This window comes from Staphylococcus lloydii (genome assembly GCF_015775975.1).
Lineage (GTDB): Bacteria > Bacillota > Bacilli > Staphylococcales > Staphylococcaceae > Staphylococcus > Staphylococcus lloydii.
On the sequence record NZ_CP064056.1, the window covers coordinates 221727 to 247892 of the forward strand.

The following is a 26166-nucleotide window of genomic DNA, read 5'->3' on the forward strand; positions in this document are numbered from 1 at the left end:
TGAGACTGACCATTTTTTATTCAAAAGAGATTAATTCTACTTGCTCTAAATCATTAGCATACATTGGTATTTTACTGTCTTTTTGCATAAAGATAGGTATTGTATCTTGTTGAATAGCTAATTGAATGTATTGACCTCCGTCGTACCGTTCTTTAGTAAAGAAGTTGATCCAACCTTTGCCGTTTTGAGGTAGGTATATGGCTTTAGTTGTTTGTCCTGGCTCTACAACTGGAGAAACCAACATGTCTGAACCTAACAGCCACGTTTCATAATCTTCTAACGTTTGACTGTCGTCTTCAAATTCTAAAAATGTTGGCCTTACTATTGGAATAAAGTTGTTGTGACTCTCTTGTTGTAATTGATCAAAATAAGGTATCAGCCGTTCATGAAGGTGCATTGCTGTTTTCACTTCTTCAAGTACTTCTGTGTGCATCCATGGTTCATTTACCGTTTGATCGCTATTCCAAGAATGTATTGAAAAACGTGGATAAAATATACCATTTTGAACCCAACGTAAAAATAACTCTGGATCAGGTTTCGGTCCTGAAAAGCCGCCAATATCATGTCCAAAATTATGTACACCAGATAAACTTAAACCTTGCGCCATGTAATTATTATATTTAAGAGATTCCCAACTCGTATTATTATCACCCGTCCAAGTTTGTACATATTTAGACATCCCCGCACAACCAGAACGACTAATAACATAAGGTGTCGTAGTGCCAGTTTCTTGAATTTGAATATCACGGGAAGCCTTAGACATTAATAATGGCATTATGGCTCTATAGTCATTGAAATTAGTATGCTCGGTATTAAAACTATGCACTTGGGCATGTGCGTCCCAAATTTCAAATTCATTATTGTCATTCCACGTACAATTTATATGATTGTCGAGCAATTTTGTTTTAACTTGATGTTGCCACCATTCAATCGTTTTAGGATTCGTAAAATCTAAGTAATAACCTTCATCATCCCAAAATTGAATTTTAAGAGGGTCGCCATGTTCATTTTTGATAAAACCATCAAATGCTAACACTTCATCTAGTAATGGATGATTTAACATAAGCGATGGTTTGATGTTGGCTACGACTTCTACGTTATTATTGGTAAACGTTTTACCAAATTCTTTTGGATTAGGGAATTTATCATAGTTCCAATTAAAAACATAACGTTTGTCATCAATAGACGTATAGCCTGATGATAAATGAAATGAACGTACATTAATCTCATGCTTTTGACAATCATTTAAAAATTGAGATAACCGTTCTTGTGAATGTGGTTCATCAGTGTATTGCATCGTTGAACCAGAATAAGACGCACTCCAACTCGGAAATACAGTTGGTCTACCAGTTAACTGACTAAATTGACGTGTTACATCTTTTATTTTAGTGCCCCCAATAACGTAATAATCTAGAAAATCAGCATCAGTTTCGTAATAACGATAATAACCATGATAATTATCAAGTTCCTTGCCTAAGTCGAATAAAGATTGTTGATAGTCATCGTAATAAATACCATAAGACATTTGATTCGATGGTTTATAAGTGATGTAAAACGGAATATGTTTGTACAATGGATCTGTATTTTTTGCGCTATAGCCCATAGCATCAATATTGAGCATGCGGTATCTATCGCCATGCTTATTGACTAAACCTGATTTTTCACCAAGACCAAAATATTTATCATCGATTTCCCTAGAAATATAATGACATGTAGAATGATTGTCGGCAATGTCTGATTTGTAGGCTTGAGTAGGGCGGTCGTTAAATATAGGCTGGAATATACCATCCATATCTTTTTGTAACCAATAAAATTTCAAACGTTGTTTATCACATACTAGTCGTAGTTGATTTGTTTCAATGATAATGGCATCGTTATTTTCCTCTAAATTAAATTGAGGCAAGGTAAAACCTTGAGTATGATACCTTGATAAGCCTTCGTAAGGTAGTGGTGTATCATAAGGAGTGATCGTATATGTAGGTAATGTTATTTGGTGGGTATTACTTATTTTTACATTGATAATAGTATCTTCTAATACACGAATAATATAAAAAAATTCTTTCTTTGGATGTTTGATTTCCACAGTATGTGCGTTAACTAAATGTGCTGTTTTGTATGTCATTTGGGAGCCTCCTCAATAAAAATGAAAACGTTGTTATTTTATAGCATATAGCTTTATGTGTAAAATTGCAAAATAAGTGGGTGGTTATTTAATAATTTTTTTATGTGATTGAAGAGATTTTTAGACATAATGATAGTATATTAGTTTTTCGTTTATTATCTAAAAAATATTTAAAGGTACTATAGAATCAGACTTGTTAAAAAGCGACATCTTGCCTAACCGTTAATGTATTGTGCAATATTGTATTTGAAAAACGTTTTTAAATACATTTAAGACCTAAAGTTAACGAATTTGGCAAAATTAAACGTAATTATATTTTTGTATCGTACAATTTAAATAGTAAAACAAAGATGATTAATAAGTGATCGTTACATACAGCAGAATTTGTGTCATTCATAATATTAGTCACTTATATATAATCTCTTTTGTTTTAACTATACAAATTGAAGGAGTGTTTATATTATGTCAGGTATCGTAGAAGCAATTTCAAACGCAGTAAAATCAGGTTTAGGTCATGACTGGGTAACAATGGGTACTAGTATTGCAGATGCAGTAGCTAAAGGTGTAGACGCAATCGCTGGTTTAATTGGCTAATCGCACAATTTAAGTAATAAACATATATGTATGACGAACTATCGTTCAACCATAAAGCACTTTCGTTAAATTCATTTAATTATGAAGTTTAGCGAAAGTGTTTTTTGTTATTTTTATAAATAATTGCTATATATTTACCAGCATTATATTAGTGATTATCCATACAATATTACAACACATTCGAATGTGTGTTGTATTTTTCGACACAATGAAAAATCTAATGGTGTTCACTATCTTAGGAAAAGAGTAAAGTTGATAATGTATTTTTCAAACAGAAAATACTTTAAGCATTTAAAAAAGGGTAAATGTAATAGGTAGTTAAAATTAAAAATAAAATAGGAGGGAATGTTTTGGCAAAACTACTGTATAGAATGGGGTCATTCATTGCTAAACATAAATGGACCGCTCTTTTCTCATGGATTATTGTACTTGCTATTATAGTAGGTATACTTTCAGTTAATTCACCGAAATTTGACGACGACATTACAATGAATGGTCTTAAATCATTAGATACTAATGACAAAATTAGTAAAGAATTCCATCAGGATAGTCAAAAAGCATCGATGCGGATTGTCTTCCATTCCGATAAAGACAATGGCATTACAGAGAAAAGCACGAAGAAAGATATAGAAAAAGCGTTAGATAATATTAGTCAAGATGATGATTACATCCAAAACGTTTCTAACCCTTATGATAGTGGACAAGTCAACAAAGATAAAAATACAGCAATTGCACAAATTAGTTATGTCGTACCACAAACAGGATTGAAAGATCAGTCGAAAAAAATTATCGACAGAGAAGTTAAAGATGTAACGGATGCTCATAATGTACACGTTGAAAAAACTGACCAAATGGCTATGGGCTCTGAACCAGGTGGTACTTCCGAACTTGTCGGCATTATCGCTGCATTTATCATATTGTTAATTACATTTGGTTCAATCATTGCGGCTGGTATGCCTATAGTGAGTGCTTTAATTGGTTTAGGCACAAGTGTAGGACTTGTCGGATTATTAACATATGTCTTTGATATACCGAACGTAACTTTAACACTATCGATTATGATAGGTCTTGCCGTTGGTATCGACTACTCGCTATTTATTCTCTTTAGATATAAAGAAATTGCGAAAAAAGGCAAGGATCCAATAGAAGCAATCGGTTTAGCGGTAGGTACTGCAGGTAGTGCAGTTATATTTGCCGGAATTACAGTAATGGTAGCCGTTTGTGGCTTATCACTTGTAGGTATAAATTTCTTAGCAGTTATGGGATTCTCTTCTGCTATTAGTGTATTATTCGCCGTGTTAGCAGCGCTAACATTATTACCAGCGTTGATTAGCATTTTCCATAAACGTATTAAATTAACTACTAAAAGAGATAAACAACAACCTAAAGCTAAAAATTCAGAAAGTAGCCCTTGGGGTAGATTTATCGTCGGGAAACCTATCATTGCAACACTTATTGGTTTAGTTATTTTAATTCTTGCACTTCTACCAGTAAGTCATATGCGTTTAGGTATGCCTGATGACAGTCTTAAACCTTTAGATTCACCACAACATAAAGCATACAAAATGATTTCCGATAACTTTGGCCCTGGATATAACGGTCAAATTGTCATGTTAGTGAATACTAAAGATGATGGTAGTAAAAAAGATATTCAAAACGATTTAGATAATATTCGCAATGACATTAAAGATTTAGATCACGTAGATAAAGTACAAAAAGCACAGCTTAATGACAATAATCATTATGCGCTGATTTCAATTATTCCTGAACAAGGACCAAATGCTAAATCTACTCAGGATTTAACTTACGAATTGCGTGATTACAACAGTCAGGCTAAAGAGAAATATAACCTTGATACTGAAATTTCAGGTCAAAGTGTAATCAATATTGATATGTCTGAAAAACTTAACAATGCAATTCCGGTATTCGCTGGTGTTATCGTAGCAATTGCTTTCGTATTGTTAGCATTTGTCTTCCGTTCAATCTTAGTACCGTTAAAAGCAGTGTTAGGCTTCGTACTTTCACTTGTGGCAACGTTAGGTTTTACAACATTAGTCATGCAAGATGGATTTTTAAGTAATCTATTTGGTGTAGATACGACCGGTCCAGTACTGGCATTCTTACCTGTTATCGTCATAGGTATACTCTTTGGTCTCGCCATAGACTACGAGTTATTCTTAATGACACGTGTGCATGAAGAATATAGTAAGACTGGTGACAATGACCACGCGATTCTCGTAGGTATTAAGCAAAGTGGACCAGTTATCGTGGCTGCAGCATTGATTATGTTCAGTGTATTTATTTCATTCGTCTTCCAAGATGATGCAACAATCAAATCTATCGGTATAGCCTTAGGTTTCGGTGTACTCTTTGATGCATTCATCGTTCGTATGACTATTATTCCAGCACTGACAAAATTATTTGGTAAAGCTTCTTGGTACTTACCTAAATGGTTAGAGGGCATCATGCCTGAAATTGATATCGAAGGTAAAGCATTAGAAGAAAACGAAACAGACAACACACAACAAGCAACAGATTCATCAAACAACTACGATGAATATACAGAAACTAATGACCAAAACAGACCATATGCTGACAGTCAAAAACCATCATATATGGGTTACGAACATGAACAACCTAAGCCATATAGCAATGACGGTCGTAACACGTTTATTCATCAAGCACCTCCAAGTTACTTTGGTGCACAACAACCAGAACAAGATGAAGATATCGACTATGAAACATTGTACACACAAGAAGGCAACGGTCATGAACAAGACAGACAGCACTATTCACGATATGAAGGTTATGAGCCTCATGAAGATATGAATAAAGATAAAATAGAGAAAACTACAGCATTATATGAAGCGTTAGCTAAAGAAACTTCAGACCAAGATATCGTCTTCAACGCTTTAATGTTATATGCACGTGTGAACAATAAAGCAATCTATGACAAATACAAAAATGAACACACAAATAATGGTTACGGAGATTTAGAATAATAGTAAAAGGAGGAAGCGATGAATGATGAAACGACGTCTAATAAAAACGTTTGGTCTTATAGCCACATTAGCCTTAGCCCTAGTGCTAAGCGCTTGTGGTAATGGTGGTGGATCGTCAGACAATAAAAAAACATCTTTAGGTGATAAAGATGTTGAAATACCATATATTGCTTCAGATAACTCAACAGCACGCTCATTAGTCATTGCTGAAGTACTGAAGAAAGCTGGTTATAACGTTACGACAACACCTGTTCAAGCAAGTGGTCCACTATATGCTTCAGTTGCTGAAGATAAAAATCAATTTCATGCGGATGGTATATTCCCATCTACAGATAAGAAATATTACGACAAATTTAAAAACAAAGTTACCGTATATAAGCAACATCATCTAATTAGTAATGTTAAAGTAGGCTTAGCTGTTCCGAAATATGAAAAAGATGTTAGCTCAATTCGTGACTTAAAAGATAAAGATTTCGGAAAATCTGTGGATTGGACAATACAAGGCACAGATAAACGTAATGGTGTAATGAAACAAACACAAGATGAAATTGGTAACGATGATTTAGAGAAATACAGCCTAAATAAATCTTCAGACCAAGAGCAATTCAAGAAAATTCAAGGGGCTTATAAACAACAAAAACCTATAGTATTTACAGCTATGGATCCAAGTTGGATTAATAAAGAACTAGATTTTAAAATGTTAGATGATCCAGATAAAGTCTTTGGTAAACAAGACCAAAACATTAATTTAGTCTTTAACAAAGAATTTAAAGAAAGTCACCCAGGTGCATACAAAATAGCGACACGTATTGCCGACGATTGGAGTAAAAAAGACGAAGAAAAACTGTCTAAGAAAATATTCGTCGACGATAAAAATCCTGAACAAACTGCCAAAGATTATGTGAATGATCATGACAGTAAAGTTGATGATTGGAAACAAGGCGTTGGCAATTAAGGTTGAAGCATAAGGTGGATTAGGAGTTATTTAATAAAATAGATATTTACACACATTATTTCCCTGTTCGTAACTTAGCAGAAAATGCTATTTCTCATGTTGCGAACAGGGATTTTTTATATGTGAAAAATGTGTGAAATTTAATAGTACATATGACAAAAAACTTAAAAGTTTAGGGTGGTACGTTTTGTTAAGTGATGTTTGCTTGTGATAAGCTACGTCTAAATATAACTTGTAAAGCATTTTAAGTTTGAGGAGAGAACGTTATGCAACCACAATCACCAGTTCAAAAGAGAACGGTTCAACATATTGTCCATGTGACATATCACTTACTTTATAAAAATTATTTTGATGTGATAACAGTACAACAAATTTGTGAAGAAGCGGAAATAAATCGGAGTACATTTTATCGTTACTTCGAAGACAAATATGATTTGCTGTATTATCTAGCACAATACATTGGTTATTTATTGAAATCACGTGTGAACGAGGAAGATACAGATACATTTGTCGAAGCCTTTGTGTCATATTTTGAAGCAAATAAAAAAATTTTTCGTCATCTGTTTACTTCAACTAAGTCAGGAGATATTTATCAGGAGCTGATTCAAGTGCATAGTAAATTGATGCTTGATGAGTCATGTGAAAAAAATGATGACTTATCAAGAAAAATACGTCAATCCAATCATCCTGAAATGTTGTGCGACTTTATGAGCGCTGGATTAATAGAAGTATTAAAAAATTGGGTTGATAATAATTATGACGATGATGCAGTAGAATTGTATCATTTCTTTAAAAATACTATAGCGACATTATAATAGTTTTGAATACTCGAAAGATTATTGTTAAGCGTTAGAGTCACTATAGTTTGTAAATACTTTAATTATAAAGATGAAAATAAACTTAAATGGGGTGGAAAGTGATGGAAAGAGTCTTTTATGGCAATGAAGAGGAACAATTTTTCGAAGTTGGTGTTAACGATGAGACAAGTAATAAGTGGATAATACTCATACACGGAGGTTATTGGCGTCAAAAGCATTCTAACGAGAATATCGGTGAGCTATTCGAAAAGTTGGGAACTGAAGGATTTAATGTGTTAACGATAGAATATCGTCGTGGTGAGCATGAATGGCCCATACCAAATGAAGATGTAAGCGCGGCGATTACTAAATTTAAGCAATCAACATATTATCACGATGAGCAAGAACTTATTTTAATTGGTCATTCAGTGGGAGGTCAGCTTGCATTATTAAACGAAGGGGCAGTTGACCGTGTTGTCGCATTAGCACCAGTGACAGACGTACCCTTCACATACGATAATGAATTAGGACAGAACGCTGCCAAAGCATATTTCGGCGATGATAAAGCACTCATGCGTCAGGCCTCGCCAATTGAAAAGTCGAATTTATCATCACATACACTCATTGTGCATGGTAACAACGACGATCGAGTACTCGTCGAAAACACATTTGATTTTGCGCACAAATTCAAACACGCCAACCTAGATTTATTTATCTTCAACGACTTACCTCATATGGAATGCGTAAACCCAGCACATCCAGTATTCCAATATTTGCTGGAATGGATTAATGAGTAGATATATATTGAAAACTATTCATTATAATTTTTAATTGTAATGAATCAATTTTAACTGAGTGAACGAATTATGCGTATGATATAATAAATTAATTAGCAAAAGTGACGATTTTAGAGGAGATTTTCAATAATGGATAAGCCAAAATACCAGATTGTAGCAGATGAAATTAAAGAAAAAATTATAAATAAAAATTATCATATTGGAATGCTCTTACCTACAGAAAAACAATTTCAAGATAGATATAATTTAAGTAGGTATACAATTAGGCAGGCTATGGATTTACTAGTTTCTGAAGGATATATAAAAAAGAAGAAGGGCTCAGGTTCTTATGTTAGTAATAAATACTTAAGTAGTAACAAAGACAAAAGCTTAAAGAAAATAGGCGTAATTGTAACATATTTATCTGAATATATATTTCCTAACATCATTAGGGGTATCGAAAAAGAACTAAAAAAGCAAGGGTATTCGTTAATATTAGCAAGTACTAATAATAATCATGAAGATGAAAAGCAATGTTTGGAAATGATGTTAAATCAAGGTGTATCAGGTCTAATTGTTGAACCTACAAAAAGTAATGTTTATAATCCTAATTTGTCTTATTACCCTTTATTTAAACAAAGAGACATTCCAATTTTGATGATAAATGCAAATTATGAAGAGTTGAATTTGCCTTATATAGCTATTGATGATGTTAAATCAGGGTATTTAGCGACGCAATATCTTATTGATCAAGGACATGAAAAAATCGCTTTAATTACAAAAATTGATGATAATCAAGGAAAATTGAGAATGAAAGGTTATTTTAATGCCTTTGAACAGAACGATAAATTATTCAAAGGTGAATATATTTATACGTACAACACTGAAAGTCGTCAAAAAGTTATAGAACAAATAGTTGAGCATATTAGTAATAACAACATTAATATTTCAGCATTAGTATGCTATAACGATGAAATAGCATACGACATTATTCACCAATTGTGGCAATACAATATAAAAATACCCCAAGATATTTCAATAGTTGGTGAAGATAATTCAATTTTGAGTAGATTAAAAGAACTAAATTTGACGACTACTGCCCATCCTCAAGAGCTATTGGGTACTAAAGCAGCTAATTTAATAATTGAAGCTATTGAAAAAGAAAATGTACTCAAGTCTGAATTAATTGATACATATATAATCGAAAGAAGTTCAGTCAAAGATTTAAAAAATATTTAGGGGAATATACATTTAAAGGACCTTTTACAAAGGGTCCTTTTTTATTACGGTTTATATTTGTACGCATTATTTATATTTTATAGATTGACTTATACGGACAAATATTATAATGTACATGTAAGCGGTTTCGTAGGAGGTATAAATTTGAATAATATAAAAAGTGAAGAGTTATCAATAGGTATTGAGTTAGGTTCTACAAGAATAAAAACAATTGCTATTGATAGAAAACTTAATGTGAGAGCTTCTGGTAGTTTTCAATGGGAAAATAAATTTGTAGATGGGTTTTGGACATATTCGGCTAATGATATTTGGGTAGGTCTACAAAAAAGTTATAGTGCTATGGCACAAGATTTATTTGATAAAACTGGCGTTACATTAACTAAAGTTAACTCTATTGGCATTAGTGCTATGATGCATGGATATTTAGCATTTGATAACAATGATGACTTACTTGTGCCATTTAGAACATGGCGCAACGGTAATACAAAAGAAGCCGCTAAAAAATTAACGAGTATATTTAATTTCAATATTCCAGAAAGATGGAGTGTTGCACATATTTATCAAGCGATTTTAAATAAGGAATCACATATAAAGCAAGTTAAATTTATTACTACATTATCAGGATATATACACTGGTATTTAACTGGTGAAAAAGTAATAGGACTAGGTGATGCTTCAGGTATGTTTCCTATAGATATAAGTACTAAAAATTACAGACAAGATTTATTGAATGAAGCACAGAATTTATTTGCAACACATGGTTATCATACTTCTATTGAAAACGTACTACCGCAAGTAAAATTAGCAGGTGAATTCGCGGGTTACTTAACTAAAATTGGCGCAAAATTATTAGATCCAACTGGAAAACTTGAGGCTGGATGCTTGTTATGTCCGCCAGAAGGGGATGCAGCTACAGGCATGGTAGCAACAAACTCGATTACAGCAAATACTGGCAATATTTCAGCAGGTACAAGCGCATTTGCCATGATAGTTTTAAATAACAAATTACAGAATTATTATCCTGAAGTTGATGTTGTTACGACTCCTGATGGTAAAGAAGTAGCCATGATTCATGTGAATAATTGTACATCGGATATAAATGATTGGATGAATTTATTTTCGGAAGTATTAGAAACAATGGGGGTTAGTTTTTCACCTGAAGATATGTACGGACAAATATTAGGGGCATCACTTTCTAGTGATGATGACTTAGGTGGTCTTTTGTCATACAACTACATTTCTGGAGAAAATATAACTGATATAGATGTTGGGCACCCGATGTTTATTAGGCTACCAAATAATAAATTTAACCTAGCTAATTTTATGAAAATGCACCTATATAGTGCATTTAGCACATTGAAAATTGGGATTGATTTACTACAGAAAAATGAAAATATTAACTTGTCAAAATTAATAGCGCATGGCGGTATTTTCAAAACTAAAAATATTGCTCAACAAGTATTATCTTCAGCCCTTCAAGAGAAAATTACTGTAATGGATACCGCAAGTGAAGGGGGAGCATGGGGGATTAGTATATTAAGTTATTATGCATCATTAGATGAACAAATAACTTTAGAAAAATTTCTCAATGAAAGAGTTTTTATAAATACTAAGGAATTTACAAGCGAACCAAAAGATAAAGAGGTGCAAAATTTCCAAAATTATTTAAATAGAATGAAGCTTGGATTACAGATTGAAAGGGATGCTAATTACTATTTAGGAGTGGATAAGAATGTTAGAGCAACTGAAGCAAGAAGTTTATGAGGCTAATTTAGAGTTGCCTATAAGAGGACTTATTAAGTATACATGGGGCAATGCGAGTGCTTTTGATACAGAACAACAGCTTTTCGTGATTAAACCTAGTGGAGTAGATTACGACACTATGTCACCAGAAGATATGGTTGTTTGTAATTTGAATTGTGAAGTAGTTGAAGGAACGCTTAAACCATCATCTGATATGCCTACACACGCTGCTTTATATAAAAAATTTCATGATATTGGAAGCATAGTACACACACATTCTCCATGGGCTACTACTTGGTCACAATCTGGACTTGATGTACCAGCTATGGGCACCACACACGCGGACACATTTTATGGTTCGATTCCATGCGCCAGATATTTAAACACCGAGGAGATAGATAGAGATTACGAATATGAAACAGGAAATGTTATTATAGAAACTTTTGAAAAAAGAGGCTTGAAACATTGGGAAGTACCAGCAGTTTTATTACATGGTCATGCTCCTTTTGTCTGGGGGAAGGATTGCAAAGAGGCAGTTATGAACGCTGTAGTTTTAGAAGAAGTATGCAAAATGAATATATTTACTAGACAAATAAATCCATTTGCTGAAACTCTACCGCAATCGATTTTAGATAAACATTATCAAAGAAAGCATGGCGTAAATGCTTATTATGGTCAAAAATAGGAGGAATTATAATGAAAGAATCAAAAATATTTTGGTTGGTAGTGGGATCACAAGAATTATATGGGGATGAGGCACTAGCCCAAGTAAAGCATAATGCAGAAACGATTGTAGAAACATTGAATAACACCGCTGATTTAGATTTTGAAATCAAGTTGCAAGAAAAATTAGCTATATCTGCCGATGTTATTAAAAACATAATGAAAGAAGCTAATTATAGAGATGAAGTAGTTGGTGTAATTACCTGGATGCATACATTTTCACCAGCAAAAACTTGGATTAGAGGTACGCAATTATTACAAAAACCGTTATTACATTTAGCAACTCAGTTTAATAAAGAAATTCCATGGTCTGACATAGATATGGATTATATGAACTTGCATCAGTCAGCACATGGGGATAGAGAGTATGGCTTTATTAATAAACGTTTGAATAAAAATAATGAAGTTGTCTTTGGTCATTGGGAGGATACCTTAGTACAACAAAAAATAAATGATTGGATGCACGTTGCTAACACTTATTATGAGAGTTTTGACTTAAAGGTAGCCAGATTTGGAGATAATATGCGTAACGTTACAGTAACTGAAGGGGATAAGATAGAAGCACAAATTAAATTTGGTTGGACTGTAGATTATTTTGGTATTGGAGATTTGGTTGAATACGTTAATAAAGTTTCTGAAAATGACATAAACGAAATACTTGAACAATATAAAGTAGCATATGATTTTGAATATAGAGATTACAGTAAACAGGATTTTGAAAAGTCTGTTATAGAACAAATTAAATATGAAATAGCGATTAAGCAATTTTTAGATGATGGTGGTTACACTGCATTCACTACTAATTTTGAAGATTTACATGGTATGAAGCAGTTACCTGGATTAGCGGTACAAAGATTAAACGAACAAGGTTATGGCTTTGCAGGTGAAGGTGATTGGAAAACGGCAGCTTTAGATCGATTGTTGAAAATTACAACACAAAATAGAGCTACCGGTTTTATGGAAGATTACACATATGATATGAGAGAACCTTACACACACGTATTGGGTTCTCATATGTTAGAAGTAGATCCAACTTTAGCTAGTACAAAACCTAAAATTGTAGTTAATCCTTTAGGTATAGGAGGAAAAGATGACCCAGCACGACTTGTTTTTGACGGTAAGCAGGGTGAAGGCGTCATGGTAACGATGATAGATTTAGGCACACATTACAAATTTATCGTTAATGAAATCAATGCCAAATCTGTAGATGAATCGGCACCCAATTTACCAGTAGCTCGAATTTTATGGGATGTAAAACCTTCTTTTGAACAAGGTATTAGAAGATGGATAGAAGCAGGAGGGGGGCATCATTCAGTACTTTCATTAGAATTAACAATACCTCAAATTATGCAACTATTTAAATTATTTAACGCTGAATATGAATTAATACAATAATCCCATTTAATATAGGGATTAAATATAAAGGGTGGTTGGGATGAAATTAAATAGTAAAGTTTCGAATAGATTTATCTATTTCTTTGGAGCATTTGGCGGGATTCTTTTCGGTTATGATATAGGGGTCATGACTGGAGCATTACCATTTTTGAAAGAAGATTGGAACATAGATAATGGGATGATAATTGGATTGATTACATCTTCAGTTATGTTAGGTGCAATATTTGGTGGGATTTTAGCTGGCAGAGTATCAGACAAATTAGGTCGTAGAAAGATGATATTAATTTCGGCTATTATATTTGTGGTAGGTTCAATTTTGTCGGGTATAGCGCCTCACGATGGTAATTACTTTTTGATTATATCAAGAATAATATTAGGTATTGCTGTTGGTGCATCTTCTGCTTTAGTGCCAGCTTACATGTCAGAAATGGCTCCTGCTAAGTATCGAGGGCAGTTATCTGGAATAAATCAAACTATGATAGTTTCAGGAATGCTCATTTCATATATTGTTGATTATTTTCTCAGAGAATTACCTATAGAAATGGGTTGGAGATTGATGCTTAGTATTGCAGCTATACCAGCATTGATTTTATACCTAGGTGTATTAAAGTTACCTGAATCACCACGATTTTTAATAAAAAAAGGGAAATTTGAAGAAGCTAAAATAGTATTAACGAATATTAGAAATAATCAAGAAGTTGAAAAAGAATACAATGAAATTAAAAATACAATTCAACAAGAGAATAAAACTTTAACAAATCATTCACTTGCAACCTTATTTAATGGGAAATACAAGTATCTAGTGGTTGCAGGATTAGGCGTAGCAGCTTTTCAACAATTTCAAGGTGCTAATGCAATATTTTATTACATTCCATTAATTGTAGAACAAGCAACCGGGAAAACTGCAAGTACAGCTTTGATGTGGCCAATTATTCAAGGAATAATATTAGTCTTAGGATCGTTATTATTTATAGCAATTGCCGACAAATTTAAAAGAAGAACATTGTTAATGATTGGTGGATTTGTGATGGGTTTATCGTTTATATTACCTGCCATCATTCATATTTTTGCACCTTCTACTAATCCAATTTTAATCGTTGTATTTTTAAGTATCTATGTAGCATTTTATTCATTTACTTGGGCTCCGTTGACTTGGGTTATTGTAGGCGAAATATTCCCGTTAGCTATTAGAGGATTAGCATCTGGTGCAGCATCATCGTTAAATTGGATAGGTTCATTTTTAGTAGGTCTGTTATTCCCAATAATGACTGCATATTTTTCTCAACAATTAGTATTCGCTATTTTCGGTATCATTTGTTTAGTTGGTGTATTATTTGTGAAGATATGCTTACCAGAATCAAAAGGGCGAACTTTAGAAGAAATTGAAAAATTAGGAGAGTTAAAAGGGAAATCTAAAGTCCGAGCAAAAAATATTGATAAAAACGAAATATCACAATTAAAATAAAATAAAGCCACCTATTTTCTATCTAAATAGGTGGCTTTGTTTATAAGTTATTTATGTTTTTAATTAAATGAAATATTTTTGAGTTATATGTAAAATCGCATATGTCTTTATTTCATATTTAATTCTCATTTTGACAGCTTAAAATGAAATATGTTACTTTTAGATAGAACGATTATTCTAGTTGGATGAGTGGAGCTTATGTCGAAGAAAAAAGATGATTTATTACAAGTTGCTGAAAGGTTATTTTATGAAAATGGCTTTAATGGCGTAGGTTTAAAACAAATAATTAAAGAGGCTAATGTTGCTACGATGACGTTGTACAATCATTTTGACTCTAAAGAACAATTAATTGAAGAGATTTTAAAGCAACGTGAACAACGGTATTGGCATTACTTGGATGAAAATGTAAAACAAAATTCATCTGAACCTTTTATTGCTGCCGTTAATGGCCATTGTAAGTGGCTAAATGATTACTCATATACGGGTGATATGTTTATGCGTGCAATAGAAGATTATACTGATGCTGACAATCAAATTGAATCTATAGCTAGGGGTCATAAACAACGTTTGCTCAACTATTTAGAAAATCTGGCAAATGCTTCAGGTTTTAAAAATGATCACGATTTAGCTATTCGTTATACGATGTTGATGGAAGGTACGACTTCGATGACAACGCTAATTGGAGTAGAAGAAGCAACGAAGCACGCATTATATGTAGCTAATCTATTTATCGATGAAGCTAGCTAAGTATAACAATGTAAAGCGCGAGATTGACTAATCATCAATCTCGTATCATTTTACTATAAAGTAGAATGAACGTTCTATATAAAAAAGGAGTATGTATTATATGAAATTCTCTAAATTAGTATTACCAGGCATTGCTATGATAGCAACTACGTATGGTTTAGGCCGTTTTAGCTTTGGTTTATTCTTACCTAATATCGGCCGTGATATGGGATTAAGTGCCTCAAGTTCAGGATTAATATCGTCGTTATTCTATTTATCTTATTGTTTTACAATTGTATATTCTACTTTACGCACTAATAAAGTTGGTCCTAAAAACATGATTATGTTATCCGGTTTGAGTGTGCTCATTGGATTAGTATTGATTGGTACTGCACCAAATGGTTTAATGCTTTCACTAGGAGTAATATTTGCTGGTGCGAGTACGGGTTTAGTTTCGCCTCCCTATGGTTATACTATTTCGCTATGGATTAAATGGCCTGAACAAGGTAAGGCAAATACGTGGATTAATTCGGGAACTAGTTTTGGTTTAATGTTCACGGGTCTTACCGCAATGGTTATTTTTTTAGACTGGAGAATGACATATTTAATATATAGTGTCATCGCCTTAATCGTTTTAATTTGGAATTTTTATGCTATTCCTGCATTGAATAAAAATATTAAAATTGAAACAGGATCTCTAAATATTAGAGATATTAATACGAGTAAGAAAATAATAATTGCATCAACGGTATTAGGTTTTTCTACTGCTCCATTTTGGACATTTTCGAAATCATTTATTGAGCATGCTGGTAACTATTCAAATACTGCATTATCTATATTTTGGATTTTGATTGGTGTTTTAGGTGTAATAGGTGGTATATCAGGTAGTATTATCGATAAACAAGGACTACGTTTTGCTTATATATTCGGCGTTACACTTTTATCAATAGCTTCAATTTTATTGGTGTTTACTTCTAAAGTATGGATAATACCATTTATTGCTTCCTCACTCTTCGGCGCAAGTTATATCTTTTTAACAGGCGTATTATTAGTATGGGGTGTGAAAATATTTGTGAAAAATGCTTCGCTAGGGATTGGCATTCCATTTTTAATGTTAGCTGTTGGTCAGGTAATAGGCTCAATGATAGCTGGAACATTAATAGATAGCCTCAATTACGCTGTGACATTTATGGTTTATGGCATAGTAGGACTAGTTGCATTGGCAATGTATCCAAAAGTAGAAGTGACACCAAGTAGAGTAGAGAATGATCAAGAATATACTAAAATGCAGCAAGAAAATAGAGAAGTTATTGAACAAGAATTCAATACTTAAAAATGAGTGCCAATTACCCTGTGTAGTTGGCACTTTTTTAATTTGTACAAAATTTCAAAAGAATACTCACAGTGATAGTGAAAAATGTTATATTGTATGTGACATATTATCAGTCTTTAAGTTAAAGGAACGGTGTATAGGTGACAATTCGATTTCAAGTGAGTATTCATACGAATGGTTATCACAAATTGTGATTTTAAAAAGGAAGAGGGTTAATATCATGACTTTAGATAAAGAACAAAGGCGTATTACAAGTGAAGAATTGATTGCAAATTTTGAACAATCTTCACTTACGGAAGAAGATTTAGCCCACCAAATGAATATATCTGTTTCACAGGTAGAAAAGGTATTAAATATGGATGCATCAAATGGCTTTTTTGCCGATAAATTACAAACATTTATTCATCTCGTGTGGGATGTACGTGATGCAATCGATAATGATATTAGAGATCATGGGGAAGTGCCAAGTGGTTATACTTATTTACAAGGCGAAAAGGAAGACTACTGGTTTTTACAATAAAATCAATAAAAAGGAAAAGTAACTATATTGTTACTTCTCCTTTTTATTTTATACAAGCCCTTGAATACGCAAGATTATCTCTGCTACTACCGCTGAGCCTATGTATGTACTAATTAAGACTACCATGCCTACAATAATTGTTTTCCAACCTAATTTAGCGAAGTCGGCCCAAGAATTACCGATAGACACACCTGCATATGCTACTACTGGTGTTGCAAGTGACATAAGATCAACTTTTTCGGTCCAATGAACAATATATGTTGAGCCTGGAAAACCAGGAATTGTAATGATTAGACCAATGATACCGATGTAGGCAATACTGGGAATGTTTAACGGAATAACGTTACTCAAAATTAATCCAACTAAAGCGATTAGCATGAGCACTAATATACCTGGCAGTCCTTTAAGCATTGACGTATTATAGCCAATTAAATTACTGAGTAGTGCGATAAACCCAACGACACATAATGTTAGTATCCAATTTGTAACTTTAGATGACATGCTCATCACTCCTTATTTTTGCTGAATTTACTTTTCACTTTCATAACGCCTGCGTAGTATTTTTGCGTTAATGGCAGTGCGATAAGTATTCCCATATACAGTCCTGTCACAGAAGTAAGTAAATTACTAACGCCTGAAAAAGCTGTAATTGTACTTGCTTGATGTGGATATATTTCTACTAATGGTCCTAAAGCGGCAGCCGTCATTACGCCACTCCCCACACCGGTTGCCATTGCATAAGCTAAAGGACTTAAAGGAATGATAGATATAATTAATCCAGCAAAAATACTGAAAAATATTGCACCGAAAATTGTGCCAAATATGTACATCGACATGACACCACGCCACTCTGGAGAACTAATACCAAATTTTTCCGTTATTAATGCAAGGTTTGGTTCTCGACCAATAGAATGCGTCATACCAATCGACTCTCTTTTGAGACCTAATAATACAGCCAGTGGTAAAGAGATAAAAATTGTCCCAAGATTACCTATTTCTTGTAAAATCAACGCGGGTCCTGCAGAGATGATTTTCGGTAAGGCAGGTCCAGCTTCGACACCAAATTTAGCTATTAATAATGCGACTGATATGAAAACTAATGGCTCAGAATTTTTAGCCTGTTTTCTTTTTACGAGTGGTGTGAAGTACGCGATTAAACCTAGTAAAACAGCGTAGACCACGGGTAATAATAATATAGAAGAGAAGCCTAATGGTATTTTATGTGCCCCAATTACTTCAGAGATAACCATAATAACCAATACTAATAGATGTAGCCGCCAATCTTTCCACAATTTATTTTCATTTTCCATAGAAAGACCTCCCTTTTAAATATCTGAAAATTCAAATAATATACTTATTTTAACGATGTCTTACTAAAATTAAAAGGGTGGATTAAAAAAATACAAAATTTTATTGTTTGAAATAGTTTAATATTTAAAGATAAATAGCTAACTGCGCAAAAAGTGCATGCTAATGAAATAAGCACAGAACAATTCAATCAATGTATATATAAATAATAAAAAGAAGCGGATCAATGCTCATATTTGCATTGATTCGCTTCGAATAATTGAGAGGTATTGTTTTAAAAACTATCTGTTAGTCTGTTTGTGTTTTAGGTGTCTTGTTGTTAAATCGTTTCATGTATGTGCCAAGTCTCCATATATATTCTAGTGGACCATATTTAAAGAATTTAAGCCAAATTGTTGATGCGATTAATTGTAATACATAGATAATTATACAAATAAATAATGTGTCAGTGATGTTAATATGATGTTTGCTAAATATTAATAAAGATACCCATATTAATAATGTTTGTCCAATATAATTTGTCAGAGCCATTCTTCCGTAAAAGCTTAATGGTGCTAAGACATTGCCAAATAATCTAGTTTTAACGATGAGTAGTAAGACTGAAACATAAAATAACGCTATGAATGGGCTAGTAATAACAATCAGATGATTGTAAAAATCTAGTTGTTGTGTGTAATTTGTAAGGTCTTGATCTTTCAATGTGTACCCAGCTAATTTGTAACTAGGATATACGTATGTTTTGCTTAATATTATCCAACAAGCAATTGAAATCAGGCCAGAAGCAGATGCTAATATAATTAATAATTTAGTTTTAATATTTTCAAAAAGACAGAATTGACCTGCTGTAAGACCTAATAAAAAGTATGGAATTGGCAATAATGTTTTACTGCCTAAATATAAACAAATAACTAAGAAAATTAATCCAAGAACTAAGTGATATATTTATTTAAATAAAAACATGGTATTAATATTAATCCAAATATAGCGTATAACAGCAAAGCTTCTCCAGGTTGAAGCAATTGGTGTAACAGTCCGAATACTGCTAAAATGGCTAATCTTCTCAGGAAGACAAAATTACTATTTAAATCTTTTTGCTTTAGGTTACGTATGAAAATATAAAAGCCAACGCCAAATAAAAACGAAAAGATAGTAAAGAATTTATCTTCGACAAAGAAGTCTATAAATTGTAAGTATTTAACTTGGTCAAGGTTGTTCGCTGTCGGGAATTTATACAAGGTAATGATATTAGTTAAAATGATTCCTAATAATGCAAAACCTCGCATATAATCTAATTCTGAAATTCTTTTGGATTTGTAGTTCATATTTTACTCCGTATGTTTTATTTTATAAATGTATTGCTTAAGCCATGATTAATATTATCAAATTCATCTCGAGATACAACTAACAAATATGTCACATTAAGGTGACTGTGATAGGCAATCGCGCATCAAAAAGCTCATATTAAAAAGCACACCTATAGTTAAAATTCAGCTATAAGTGTGCTTCTAATTTTATAAATTCATCATTTTTTCTTCTTGTATGATTCTTGTATATAAGAAATATGCATACGGTATAAGTAACACGCTAGTGTATGTCGCATGTGTGAGTAACAGTACTCCGATGAGTTCAGGTACGATATTTAAATAATAATTAGGGTGTTTTGTTATTTTGTAGAGTCCTGATTTTACGATGGGGTGTGCTGGTAAGATAAATAATTTAAGGGTCCAGATAGAACCTAAAGTTTTAATAACATGGAATAGGGTGGCATATCCGCAGATAAGTAATATTAACCCTACACCATTAAACAGGCTAAAAGTGTCTTTGTTGATAAGTGCTTCGATTGCTGCACCTACATATATTAGGATATGATTTAATGCAAGATACTTTGAGTTTTGCGCACCGTATTCTTTTGCCCCATTTTGGATTAATTGCTGTGTGTGGTTAATTGAAATTTTCAAGCTGTATAACCGCACAATAAAAAATAAGAGTAGAATTGTGAAAGTCATGTTGTCCTCCAAGTGATGTTCATAGATGTGTATGTACTCTCAAGGCTTAGTTGCAGTTGTTAACTACCACAGAAGACTTTGAAGTGCATTTATAAGGTTATTTTAAGGGGTTACGACGTCAAATGCTATTAAATATTTATTAACTATTAACTTTTCAACAAAAATTTATTTAATTGTAAAATCAGTTAAAAGTTTTGATAAATAAGAAGAGTGGGTAAGTGAATTAAGAAGTTAATTATAAAAGGAGTTTTATCGTGAAAAAGGGTACTGACTTAAACAAAATGTTGGTTTCGTTAGACGGACAGAAATATGGTGCCTATAAACGTGTTAAAGGCATATATCAATTTGAACAATTTTGCTTAGCAATAGATCATGTGCAAGTTGATCCTTTCGCACCACCTAGTAAGATGCGAATTTTAATAAGCCGTCAGACTGCCGGTATACCAAATGATTTATTAGATACACAAGATAAGTTGACTGCCGTGGCCGATTTTCTCACACGTAACGTCAAAGACAGTATTCAAGATGCTATTAAAACAAACAATGGTAAGCCACCCAAAGTTTTTATAGATAATTGCGGTCAAGAAATCTTAACACGCAGTGCGGTAGTAGTTAATGAACAAGATATCGAAGTACGACTTGAAGTAGGTTTACCAGCAGCTGGAAGAAAAATATTAGGTAAGGCAGCGACACATATCTTAACTGACTTGTTACCTAACATTGTTAACCAGGGACTGTTGTATCAAAATATTGATCATCAAGCACTTAAACAACAAGTTACATTGATGATAGATCAACAATATATAAGACAAATGCTAGAGAATCAAAATTTAGTAGCTTTTGTCGCTAATAACTCCGTCTTACCGCGTAAGAGTGGAGTTTCGGATAAAGCGATGAAAGGCGCAGTAGCTTTTACTAGTCCTCAAAATATGGAAATCACGTTGCATTTGCCTAGCGGTAAATCGGTGACAGGCATGGGTGTGCCAGAAGGTATTACACTAATAGTTGGGGGTGGCTTTCATGGAAAGTCGACCTTGTTACAAGCATTAGAACGAGGTATATATAATCATATTGTGGGTGACGGTCGTGAGTATGTTATTACACGTCATGATGCAATGAAAATCAGAGCAGAGGACGGTAGGAATATTGAAAAAGTTAATATTAGACCTTTTATCAACAATTTACCGGGAAATAAAGATACTAGGCAATTCTCAACTGAAAATGCGAGTGGCAGTACGTCACAGGCAACGAATGTGATGGAAGCGTTGGAAGCAAACACTTCACTTCTCTTGATTGATGAAGATACTTCTGCCACGAACTTTATGATTAGAGATGGACGCATGCAACAATTAATTGCGCCTGAAAAAGAACCTATAACACCATTTGCTAGTAAGGTGAAACCTCTATATGACGATTATCACGTATCTACGATATTGATTGTTGGTGGTTCAGGTGATTATTTTGAAGTTGCCGATCAAGTATTGATGATGGATGAATATGTATTAAAAGATGTGACCCAAGAAGCTAAAGACATAGCACAATCTGCAGGTTACGAACGTGAAAATATTTCACAGGATGAATTTGGAGATTTACCAGCAAGAATACCTCTGAAATCAAGTTTTAATAAAAAAGGAAAAGACGCTCGGTTTAAGGCTAAGGGACAAGAGCAAATTTTATATGGCAAAGAATCTATTGATATCACAGGTTTAGAACAACTCGTGGATATGAGCCAAACAGAATGTCTTGCCATGTTGATTGATTATTATCAGCAACATCTTTTAAATGAACAAGACACATTAAAACAAGCTGCGGACAAACTATATAATTTCATCGATGAAAAAGGACTAGATGCGATTTCACCGCATAGTGGTCATCCAGGAAATCTAGCCTTACCACGCAAACAAGAGTTTTGCTCAGCATTAAACCGTTATAGAGGCTTGAAAGTGCAAGGTTAATAAATAAACGAAAAGCTAAGACATATTATATGTCTTAGCTTTTTTAATTTTCATCTCGATAGGTGACGTTATTCCGATCGAGTGCTGATTCAAGTTGTTTCAAGTTTTCCACCGTGGAAGTTGAAAAATCATTACCAATTTTAAGAATCATGGCATCGATTAATGCGATGATTGGTAGAATAGAAAAATGATTTTTTTGCACGGCAACTTTTAGTGTCACGGTTGCATATTCAAGTAATGGAGACGAATCATAATCTGTAATTAATATAATAGGTATATTTAAACTAGATGCCTCTTTTACTGCGTTAATCACAGAATTAGTATAAGGCTCAAAGGCAAATACAATAAGGACATCGTTAGGTTTTAATTTAATAATTTTATCAAACATAGCATCTAAATCATGGCTTAATTGATGAATATTAAAGTAAAACTCGTTCAGTAATTGTTCCAAATATAACGCTGTTGCTTTATAAGGTCTTGTACCTAAAATACTAACGCTATCAGCATTTTCAATATATTCTATTGCATGATTGAAATTGCTTGCGAGTTCATCTTTTAAAGATTGATTCAGTAGTTGAACGCTTCTATCCCATACAGTCGTTAATGGATCGGCATGATGTTGCTCACTTTCAATAAATGCTGTTTGCAATGTGAATTTGGTATCATTCGGCAGCGCTTCGTTATAAATGTCTTTACGGAAATCGTTAAAATTTTCATAGTCTAATGCATGAATAGTGCGCATTACTGTAGAAATACCAACATCGGCTTTTTGTGATAATTCTTTAATAGTAGTTAGTCCAAGATGTTCAAAATTTTTCAATATATAATCACATAATTTTTGTTGCTTTTTTGGCAACTGCTTTTTATTATTTAATAATTTCTTTTTCAAGGGGATTCCCATTACAACAGAACTCCGTTTCCGTTAATAGTTTAAAACCATAATACCAGTTTATGTAGGATATTTAAAAGAAGTTTGTGTCCAATTTAAATTTTAAAAGAACAAAAAAGTTCCGTTTTTAAATGTAAGGGTTTACATTTGTTCAAAATGGTGCTAAGCTTTTGATAATTTAAATTAAGGAGGATTCACATATGAAAAATTTTGAATTTTCACAACTTAAACCGAAAGTTCAGGAATTTTTAAATAATGAAATACCGCTATACATTAATGGTGAATACCAAAAGGCTTCTAGCAACGCTTCATTTGAAGTGCTTGATCCATCAACTGGCAAGCAAATTGCTACGGCAAGTGAAGCAAATGAAACTGACGTCAACTTAGCTGTTCAAGCTGCACGTAATGCTTTTGATAACGGTGAATGGACTCAAATGCCTGCACAAGAACGTTCAAACATCTTATATGAATTTGCGAGATTACTTAAAGCGCATAGGGAAGAACTCGCTGAACTGGAATCTATCGACAGTGGTAAAGTTTATGAAACGGCGTTGGCAGATGATATTGATGGTACAATTCAACAATTTGAATATTATGCTGGATTTGCAACACAAATTTCAGGCAAAACAACACAGATTTCTAATGATCTTGTCGCATATACACTACATGAACCCATCGGTGTCGTGGGACAAATTATTCCATGGAACTTCCCATTACTGATGGCGTCATGGAAATTGGGGGCTGCCTTAGCTGTAGGTTGTACGATTGTAATTAAACCAGCAATGGAAACACCTTTATCTCTTCTGTACGCAGCACAATTATTCAAAGAAGCAGGATTCCCTGATGGCGTGGTAAATATTGTGCCGGGTCCAGGACGAACTGTGGGTGAAGCTTTAACCAATCATACAGATGTCGACAAACTTGCATTTACTGGTTCAACTGCTGTTGGTACAGGAGTAATGAAAAATGCGGCTGAACAAATTAAAAACGTTACTCTTGAATTAGGTGGTAAATCACCTGCAATTGTACTTGATGACGCAGACTTAGAAGAAACGATTGAAGGTGTCTATAATGGTACGATGTACAATCACGGTCAAAACTGTAGTGCATGTACGAGAGTTTACGTTCAAAGAAATGTTTATGAAGATGTGATTGAAAAATTGAAACAACGTGCCTCTGAAGTACAAGTAGGGCCAAGTATGGATCCGAATTCTGATATGGGCCCACTTATTTCGGAAAGACAACAGCAACGTGTACTTGACTATATCGATAAAGGTAAAGAAGAAGGTGCAAAACTCCTTTGTGGCGGTAACAAAGTACATGATGCAGGTTATTATGTTGAACCTACAATTTTTGTAGACGTTGAAGATGATATGACAATTGCTCGAGAAGAAATTTTCGGTCCGGTAATGGTAGTATTTGTTTTCGATGAAGTTGATGAAGTCATCAATAGAGCAAATGACAGTGAATACGGACTAGCTTCTAGTGTATGGACACAAAACATTAAAAATGGTCATTATATATCAAATAAATTGAAAGCCGGTACAGTTTGGATTAATACGGTAGGTCAAGAACTTGAAACGATGCCATTCGGTGGTTATAAACAATCCGGTATAGGTAGAGAAATGGGCGGCGAATACGGTATTCAAAGCTATACTGAAGTGAAAAGCGTCATGATTAATATTGACTAAAAAAATAAAAGCGAGGGAACTGATTATGAATAAAAAACCATATGGAATGATAGCAGCTTTACCAACACCAATGAATAGTAATGGAGAAATTGATTATGCAAGTTATGAAAAATTAATTGAACACGTAATCAGCGGTGGCATCCACGGCGTACTTGTAGGCGGTAGCGGCGGCGAGTATTCTTTAATGTCATTTGAAGAGCGTAAGGAAATTATCAAATTTGTTACAGAAAAAGTTAATGGTCGAGTACATGTAATGGCCGGTACAGGTTGTCACCGAACAGTCGATGCAATCAATTTAACACAATATGCTGAAGCAGTAGGTGCTGATTTTGCATTAGTACTTCATCCATATTATATGCCAACAAGTGACGAAGGCATTTTAGCATATTACCAAGCTATAGCTGACAATACTAACATTGGTCTTGTTATTTACCATTATCCTGAAGCTACTGGCATTGAATTGTCTCCAGAAGTTTTAGCTAAAATTAGTAAATTAGATCATGTGGTTGGTATTAAAAATACTGCCGACGGTATCCACACTTCTAAATTATTAGAATTAGTTAAAGATGATGACACTTTTGCTTTATTGAATGGTTATGAAGATCTATTTTTACCTACGTTAGCAATCGGTGGTGAAGGTGCCATTGGTGTCGCTCCAAATTTAGTGCCTGATAAAGTAGCCAAAATATATGAATTAGTACAAAACAACGATATCCAAAAAGCGATAGAAATTAATAAACAATTATTACCTTTATTTAACATTATAGAAGAAGATGTAATTCCTGGTACTGTAAAAGCTGGCTTAAAAGCGTTAGGCATTTTTGATACAACAACTTGTCGCGAACCATTAACGTCTCCTTCCAAAGCATACGAGCAAAAAATTGCACAGTTATTAGAAACGCTTAACTAAGACGTAGTAGAGAAAAA

The 26166-nt window shown here is 33.4% G+C and carries 23 protein-coding genes; 16 read left to right on the forward strand and 7 right to left on the reverse strand.

What is annotated here, in order from left to right:
- Nucleotides 1-16: 16 nt before the first annotated feature.
- A complete protein-coding gene (locus ISP08_RS00940; RefSeq protein ID WP_195719008.1) occupies nucleotides 17-2122 on the reverse strand; it encodes a glycoside hydrolase family 31 protein in 2106 nt (701 codons plus the stop codon).
- A gap of 462 nt (nucleotides 2123-2584) precedes the next feature.
- Here ISP08_RS00940 and ISP08_RS00945 point away from each other — a divergent pair, with 462 nt between their 5' ends.
- The 13 genes from ISP08_RS00945 to ISP08_RS01005 all read left to right on the forward strand — a co-directional run bounded on the left by ISP08_RS00945 (nucleotide 2585) and on the right by ISP08_RS01005 (nucleotide 17390).
- The gene (locus ISP08_RS00945) at nucleotides 2585-2716 is read left to right on the forward strand and encodes a beta-class phenol-soluble modulin (RefSeq protein ID WP_048794295.1); all 132 of its coding nucleotides are present in this window, start codon (nucleotides 2585-2587) and stop codon (nucleotides 2714-2716) included.
- 350 nt (nucleotides 2717-3066) lie between these two features.
- A complete protein-coding gene (locus ISP08_RS00950) occupies nucleotides 3067-5718 on the forward strand; it encodes an MMPL family transporter (protein ID WP_195719009.1) in 2652 nt (883 codons plus the stop codon).
- Between the two features lie 22 nt (nucleotides 5719-5740).
- Entirely contained in the window at nucleotides 5741-6673 is a 933-nt protein-coding gene (locus ISP08_RS00955) for a glycine betaine ABC transporter substrate-binding protein (protein WP_195719010.1), read from the forward strand.
- Between the two features lie 266 nt (nucleotides 6674-6939).
- Complete coding sequence (locus ISP08_RS12930) at nucleotides 6940-7488, forward strand: TetR/AcrR family transcriptional regulator (RefSeq protein WP_195719011.1); 549 nt, start codon at nucleotides 6940-6942, stop codon at nucleotides 7486-7488.
- A gap of 104 nt (nucleotides 7489-7592) precedes the next feature.
- Nucleotides 7593-8267: an alpha/beta hydrolase family protein gene (locus tag ISP08_RS00965; RefSeq protein WP_195719012.1), complete on the forward strand. Its 675-nt coding sequence runs from the start codon at nucleotides 7593-7595 to the stop codon at nucleotides 8265-8267.
- A gap of 129 nt (nucleotides 8268-8396) precedes the next feature.
- On the forward strand, nucleotides 8397-9485 hold the full coding sequence (locus ISP08_RS00970) for a GntR family transcriptional regulator (protein ID WP_195719013.1): 1089 nt from the start codon (nucleotides 8397-8399) through the stop codon (nucleotides 9483-9485).
- 144 nt (nucleotides 9486-9629) lie between these two features.
- On the forward strand, nucleotides 9630-11249 hold the full coding sequence (locus tag ISP08_RS00975; protein ID WP_229294150.1) for a xylulokinase: 1620 nt from the start codon (nucleotides 9630-9632) through the stop codon (nucleotides 11247-11249).
- The gene (locus tag ISP08_RS00980) at nucleotides 11218-11913 is read left to right on the forward strand and encodes an L-ribulose-5-phosphate 4-epimerase (protein ID WP_195719014.1); all 696 of its coding nucleotides are present in this window, start codon (nucleotides 11218-11220) and stop codon (nucleotides 11911-11913) included. Before ISP08_RS00975 ends, ISP08_RS00980 begins: the two co-directional genes overlap by 32 nt.
- 11 nt (nucleotides 11914-11924) lie before the next feature.
- Complete coding sequence (araA, locus tag ISP08_RS00985; protein WP_195719015.1) at nucleotides 11925-13346, forward strand: L-arabinose isomerase; 1422 nt, start codon at nucleotides 11925-11927, stop codon at nucleotides 13344-13346.
- A 40-nt stretch (nucleotides 13347-13386) separates the two neighbouring features.
- Entirely contained in the window at nucleotides 13387-14811 is a 1425-nt protein-coding gene (locus tag ISP08_RS00990; protein ID WP_195719016.1) for a sugar porter family MFS transporter, read from the forward strand.
- 198 nt (nucleotides 14812-15009) lie between these two features.
- Complete coding sequence (locus tag ISP08_RS00995) at nucleotides 15010-15558, forward strand: TetR/AcrR family transcriptional regulator (protein WP_195719017.1); 549 nt, start codon at nucleotides 15010-15012, stop codon at nucleotides 15556-15558.
- Nucleotides 15559-15658: 100 nt separating this feature from the next.
- Nucleotides 15659-16870 (forward strand): MFS transporter, encoded by a 1212-nt coding sequence (locus tag ISP08_RS01000; RefSeq protein WP_195719018.1) that lies wholly within the window; start codon nucleotides 15659-15661, stop codon nucleotides 16868-16870.
- A gap of 220 nt (nucleotides 16871-17090) precedes the next feature.
- A complete protein-coding gene (locus tag ISP08_RS01005) occupies nucleotides 17091-17390 on the forward strand; it encodes a DUF2316 family protein (protein ID WP_048794301.1) in 300 nt (99 codons plus the stop codon).
- A gap of 48 nt (nucleotides 17391-17438) precedes the next feature.
- On the opposite strand, the gene ISP08_RS01010 is transcribed toward ISP08_RS01005, so the two are convergent.
- The 5 genes from ISP08_RS01010 to ISP08_RS01025 all read right to left on the reverse strand — a co-directional run bounded on the left by ISP08_RS01010 (nucleotide 17439) and on the right by ISP08_RS01025 (nucleotide 20704).
- Complete coding sequence (locus ISP08_RS01010) at nucleotides 17439-17891, reverse strand: hypothetical protein (protein WP_195719019.1); 453 nt, start codon at nucleotides 17889-17891, stop codon at nucleotides 17439-17441.
- A gap of 5 nt (nucleotides 17892-17896) precedes the next feature.
- Nucleotides 17897-18700, reverse strand: coding sequence for a DUF3100 domain-containing protein (locus ISP08_RS01015; protein ID WP_195719020.1), 804 nt, complete (start codon nucleotides 18698-18700; stop codon nucleotides 17897-17899).
- A gap of 286 nt (nucleotides 18701-18986) precedes the next feature.
- The gene (locus tag ISP08_RS12875; RefSeq protein WP_229294151.1) at nucleotides 18987-19574 is read right to left on the reverse strand and encodes a DUF418 domain-containing protein; all 588 of its coding nucleotides are present in this window, start codon (nucleotides 19572-19574) and stop codon (nucleotides 18987-18989) included.
- A gap of 53 nt (nucleotides 19575-19627) precedes the next feature.
- Nucleotides 19628-20020 (reverse strand): heparan-alpha-glucosaminide N-acetyltransferase domain-containing protein, encoded by a 393-nt coding sequence (locus ISP08_RS12880; protein WP_229294152.1) that lies wholly within the window; start codon nucleotides 20018-20020, stop codon nucleotides 19628-19630.
- 189 nt (nucleotides 20021-20209) lie between these two features.
- Nucleotides 20210-20704 (reverse strand): isoprenylcysteine carboxyl methyltransferase family protein, encoded by a 495-nt coding sequence (locus ISP08_RS01025; protein ID WP_195719021.1) that lies wholly within the window; start codon nucleotides 20702-20704, stop codon nucleotides 20210-20212.
- Nucleotides 20705-20958: 254 nt separating this feature from the next.
- Here ISP08_RS01025 and ISP08_RS01030 point away from each other — a divergent pair, with 254 nt between their 5' ends.
- On the forward strand, nucleotides 20959-22659 hold the full coding sequence (locus ISP08_RS01030) for an ABC-ATPase domain-containing protein (RefSeq protein ID WP_195719022.1): 1701 nt from the start codon (nucleotides 20959-20961) through the stop codon (nucleotides 22657-22659).
- Between the two features lie 43 nt (nucleotides 22660-22702).
- On the opposite strand, the gene ISP08_RS01035 is transcribed toward ISP08_RS01030, so the two are convergent.
- Complete coding sequence (locus ISP08_RS01035; RefSeq protein ID WP_195719023.1) at nucleotides 22703-23560, reverse strand: MurR/RpiR family transcriptional regulator; 858 nt, start codon at nucleotides 23558-23560, stop codon at nucleotides 22703-22705.
- Nucleotides 23561-23748: 188 nt separating this feature from the next.
- On the opposite strand from ISP08_RS01035, the gene ISP08_RS01040 reads away from it, so the two are divergent.
- Both ISP08_RS01040 and dapA read left to right on the forward strand, forming a co-directional pair.
- Entirely contained in the window at nucleotides 23749-25239 is a 1491-nt protein-coding gene (locus tag ISP08_RS01040) for an aldehyde dehydrogenase family protein (protein ID WP_195719024.1), read from the forward strand.
- 25 nt (nucleotides 25240-25264) lie between these two features.
- Complete coding sequence (gene dapA, locus ISP08_RS01045) at nucleotides 25265-26149, forward strand: 4-hydroxy-tetrahydrodipicolinate synthase (protein ID WP_195719025.1); 885 nt, start codon at nucleotides 25265-25267, stop codon at nucleotides 26147-26149.
- The last annotated feature ends 17 nt before the right edge of the window (nucleotides 26150-26166 follow it).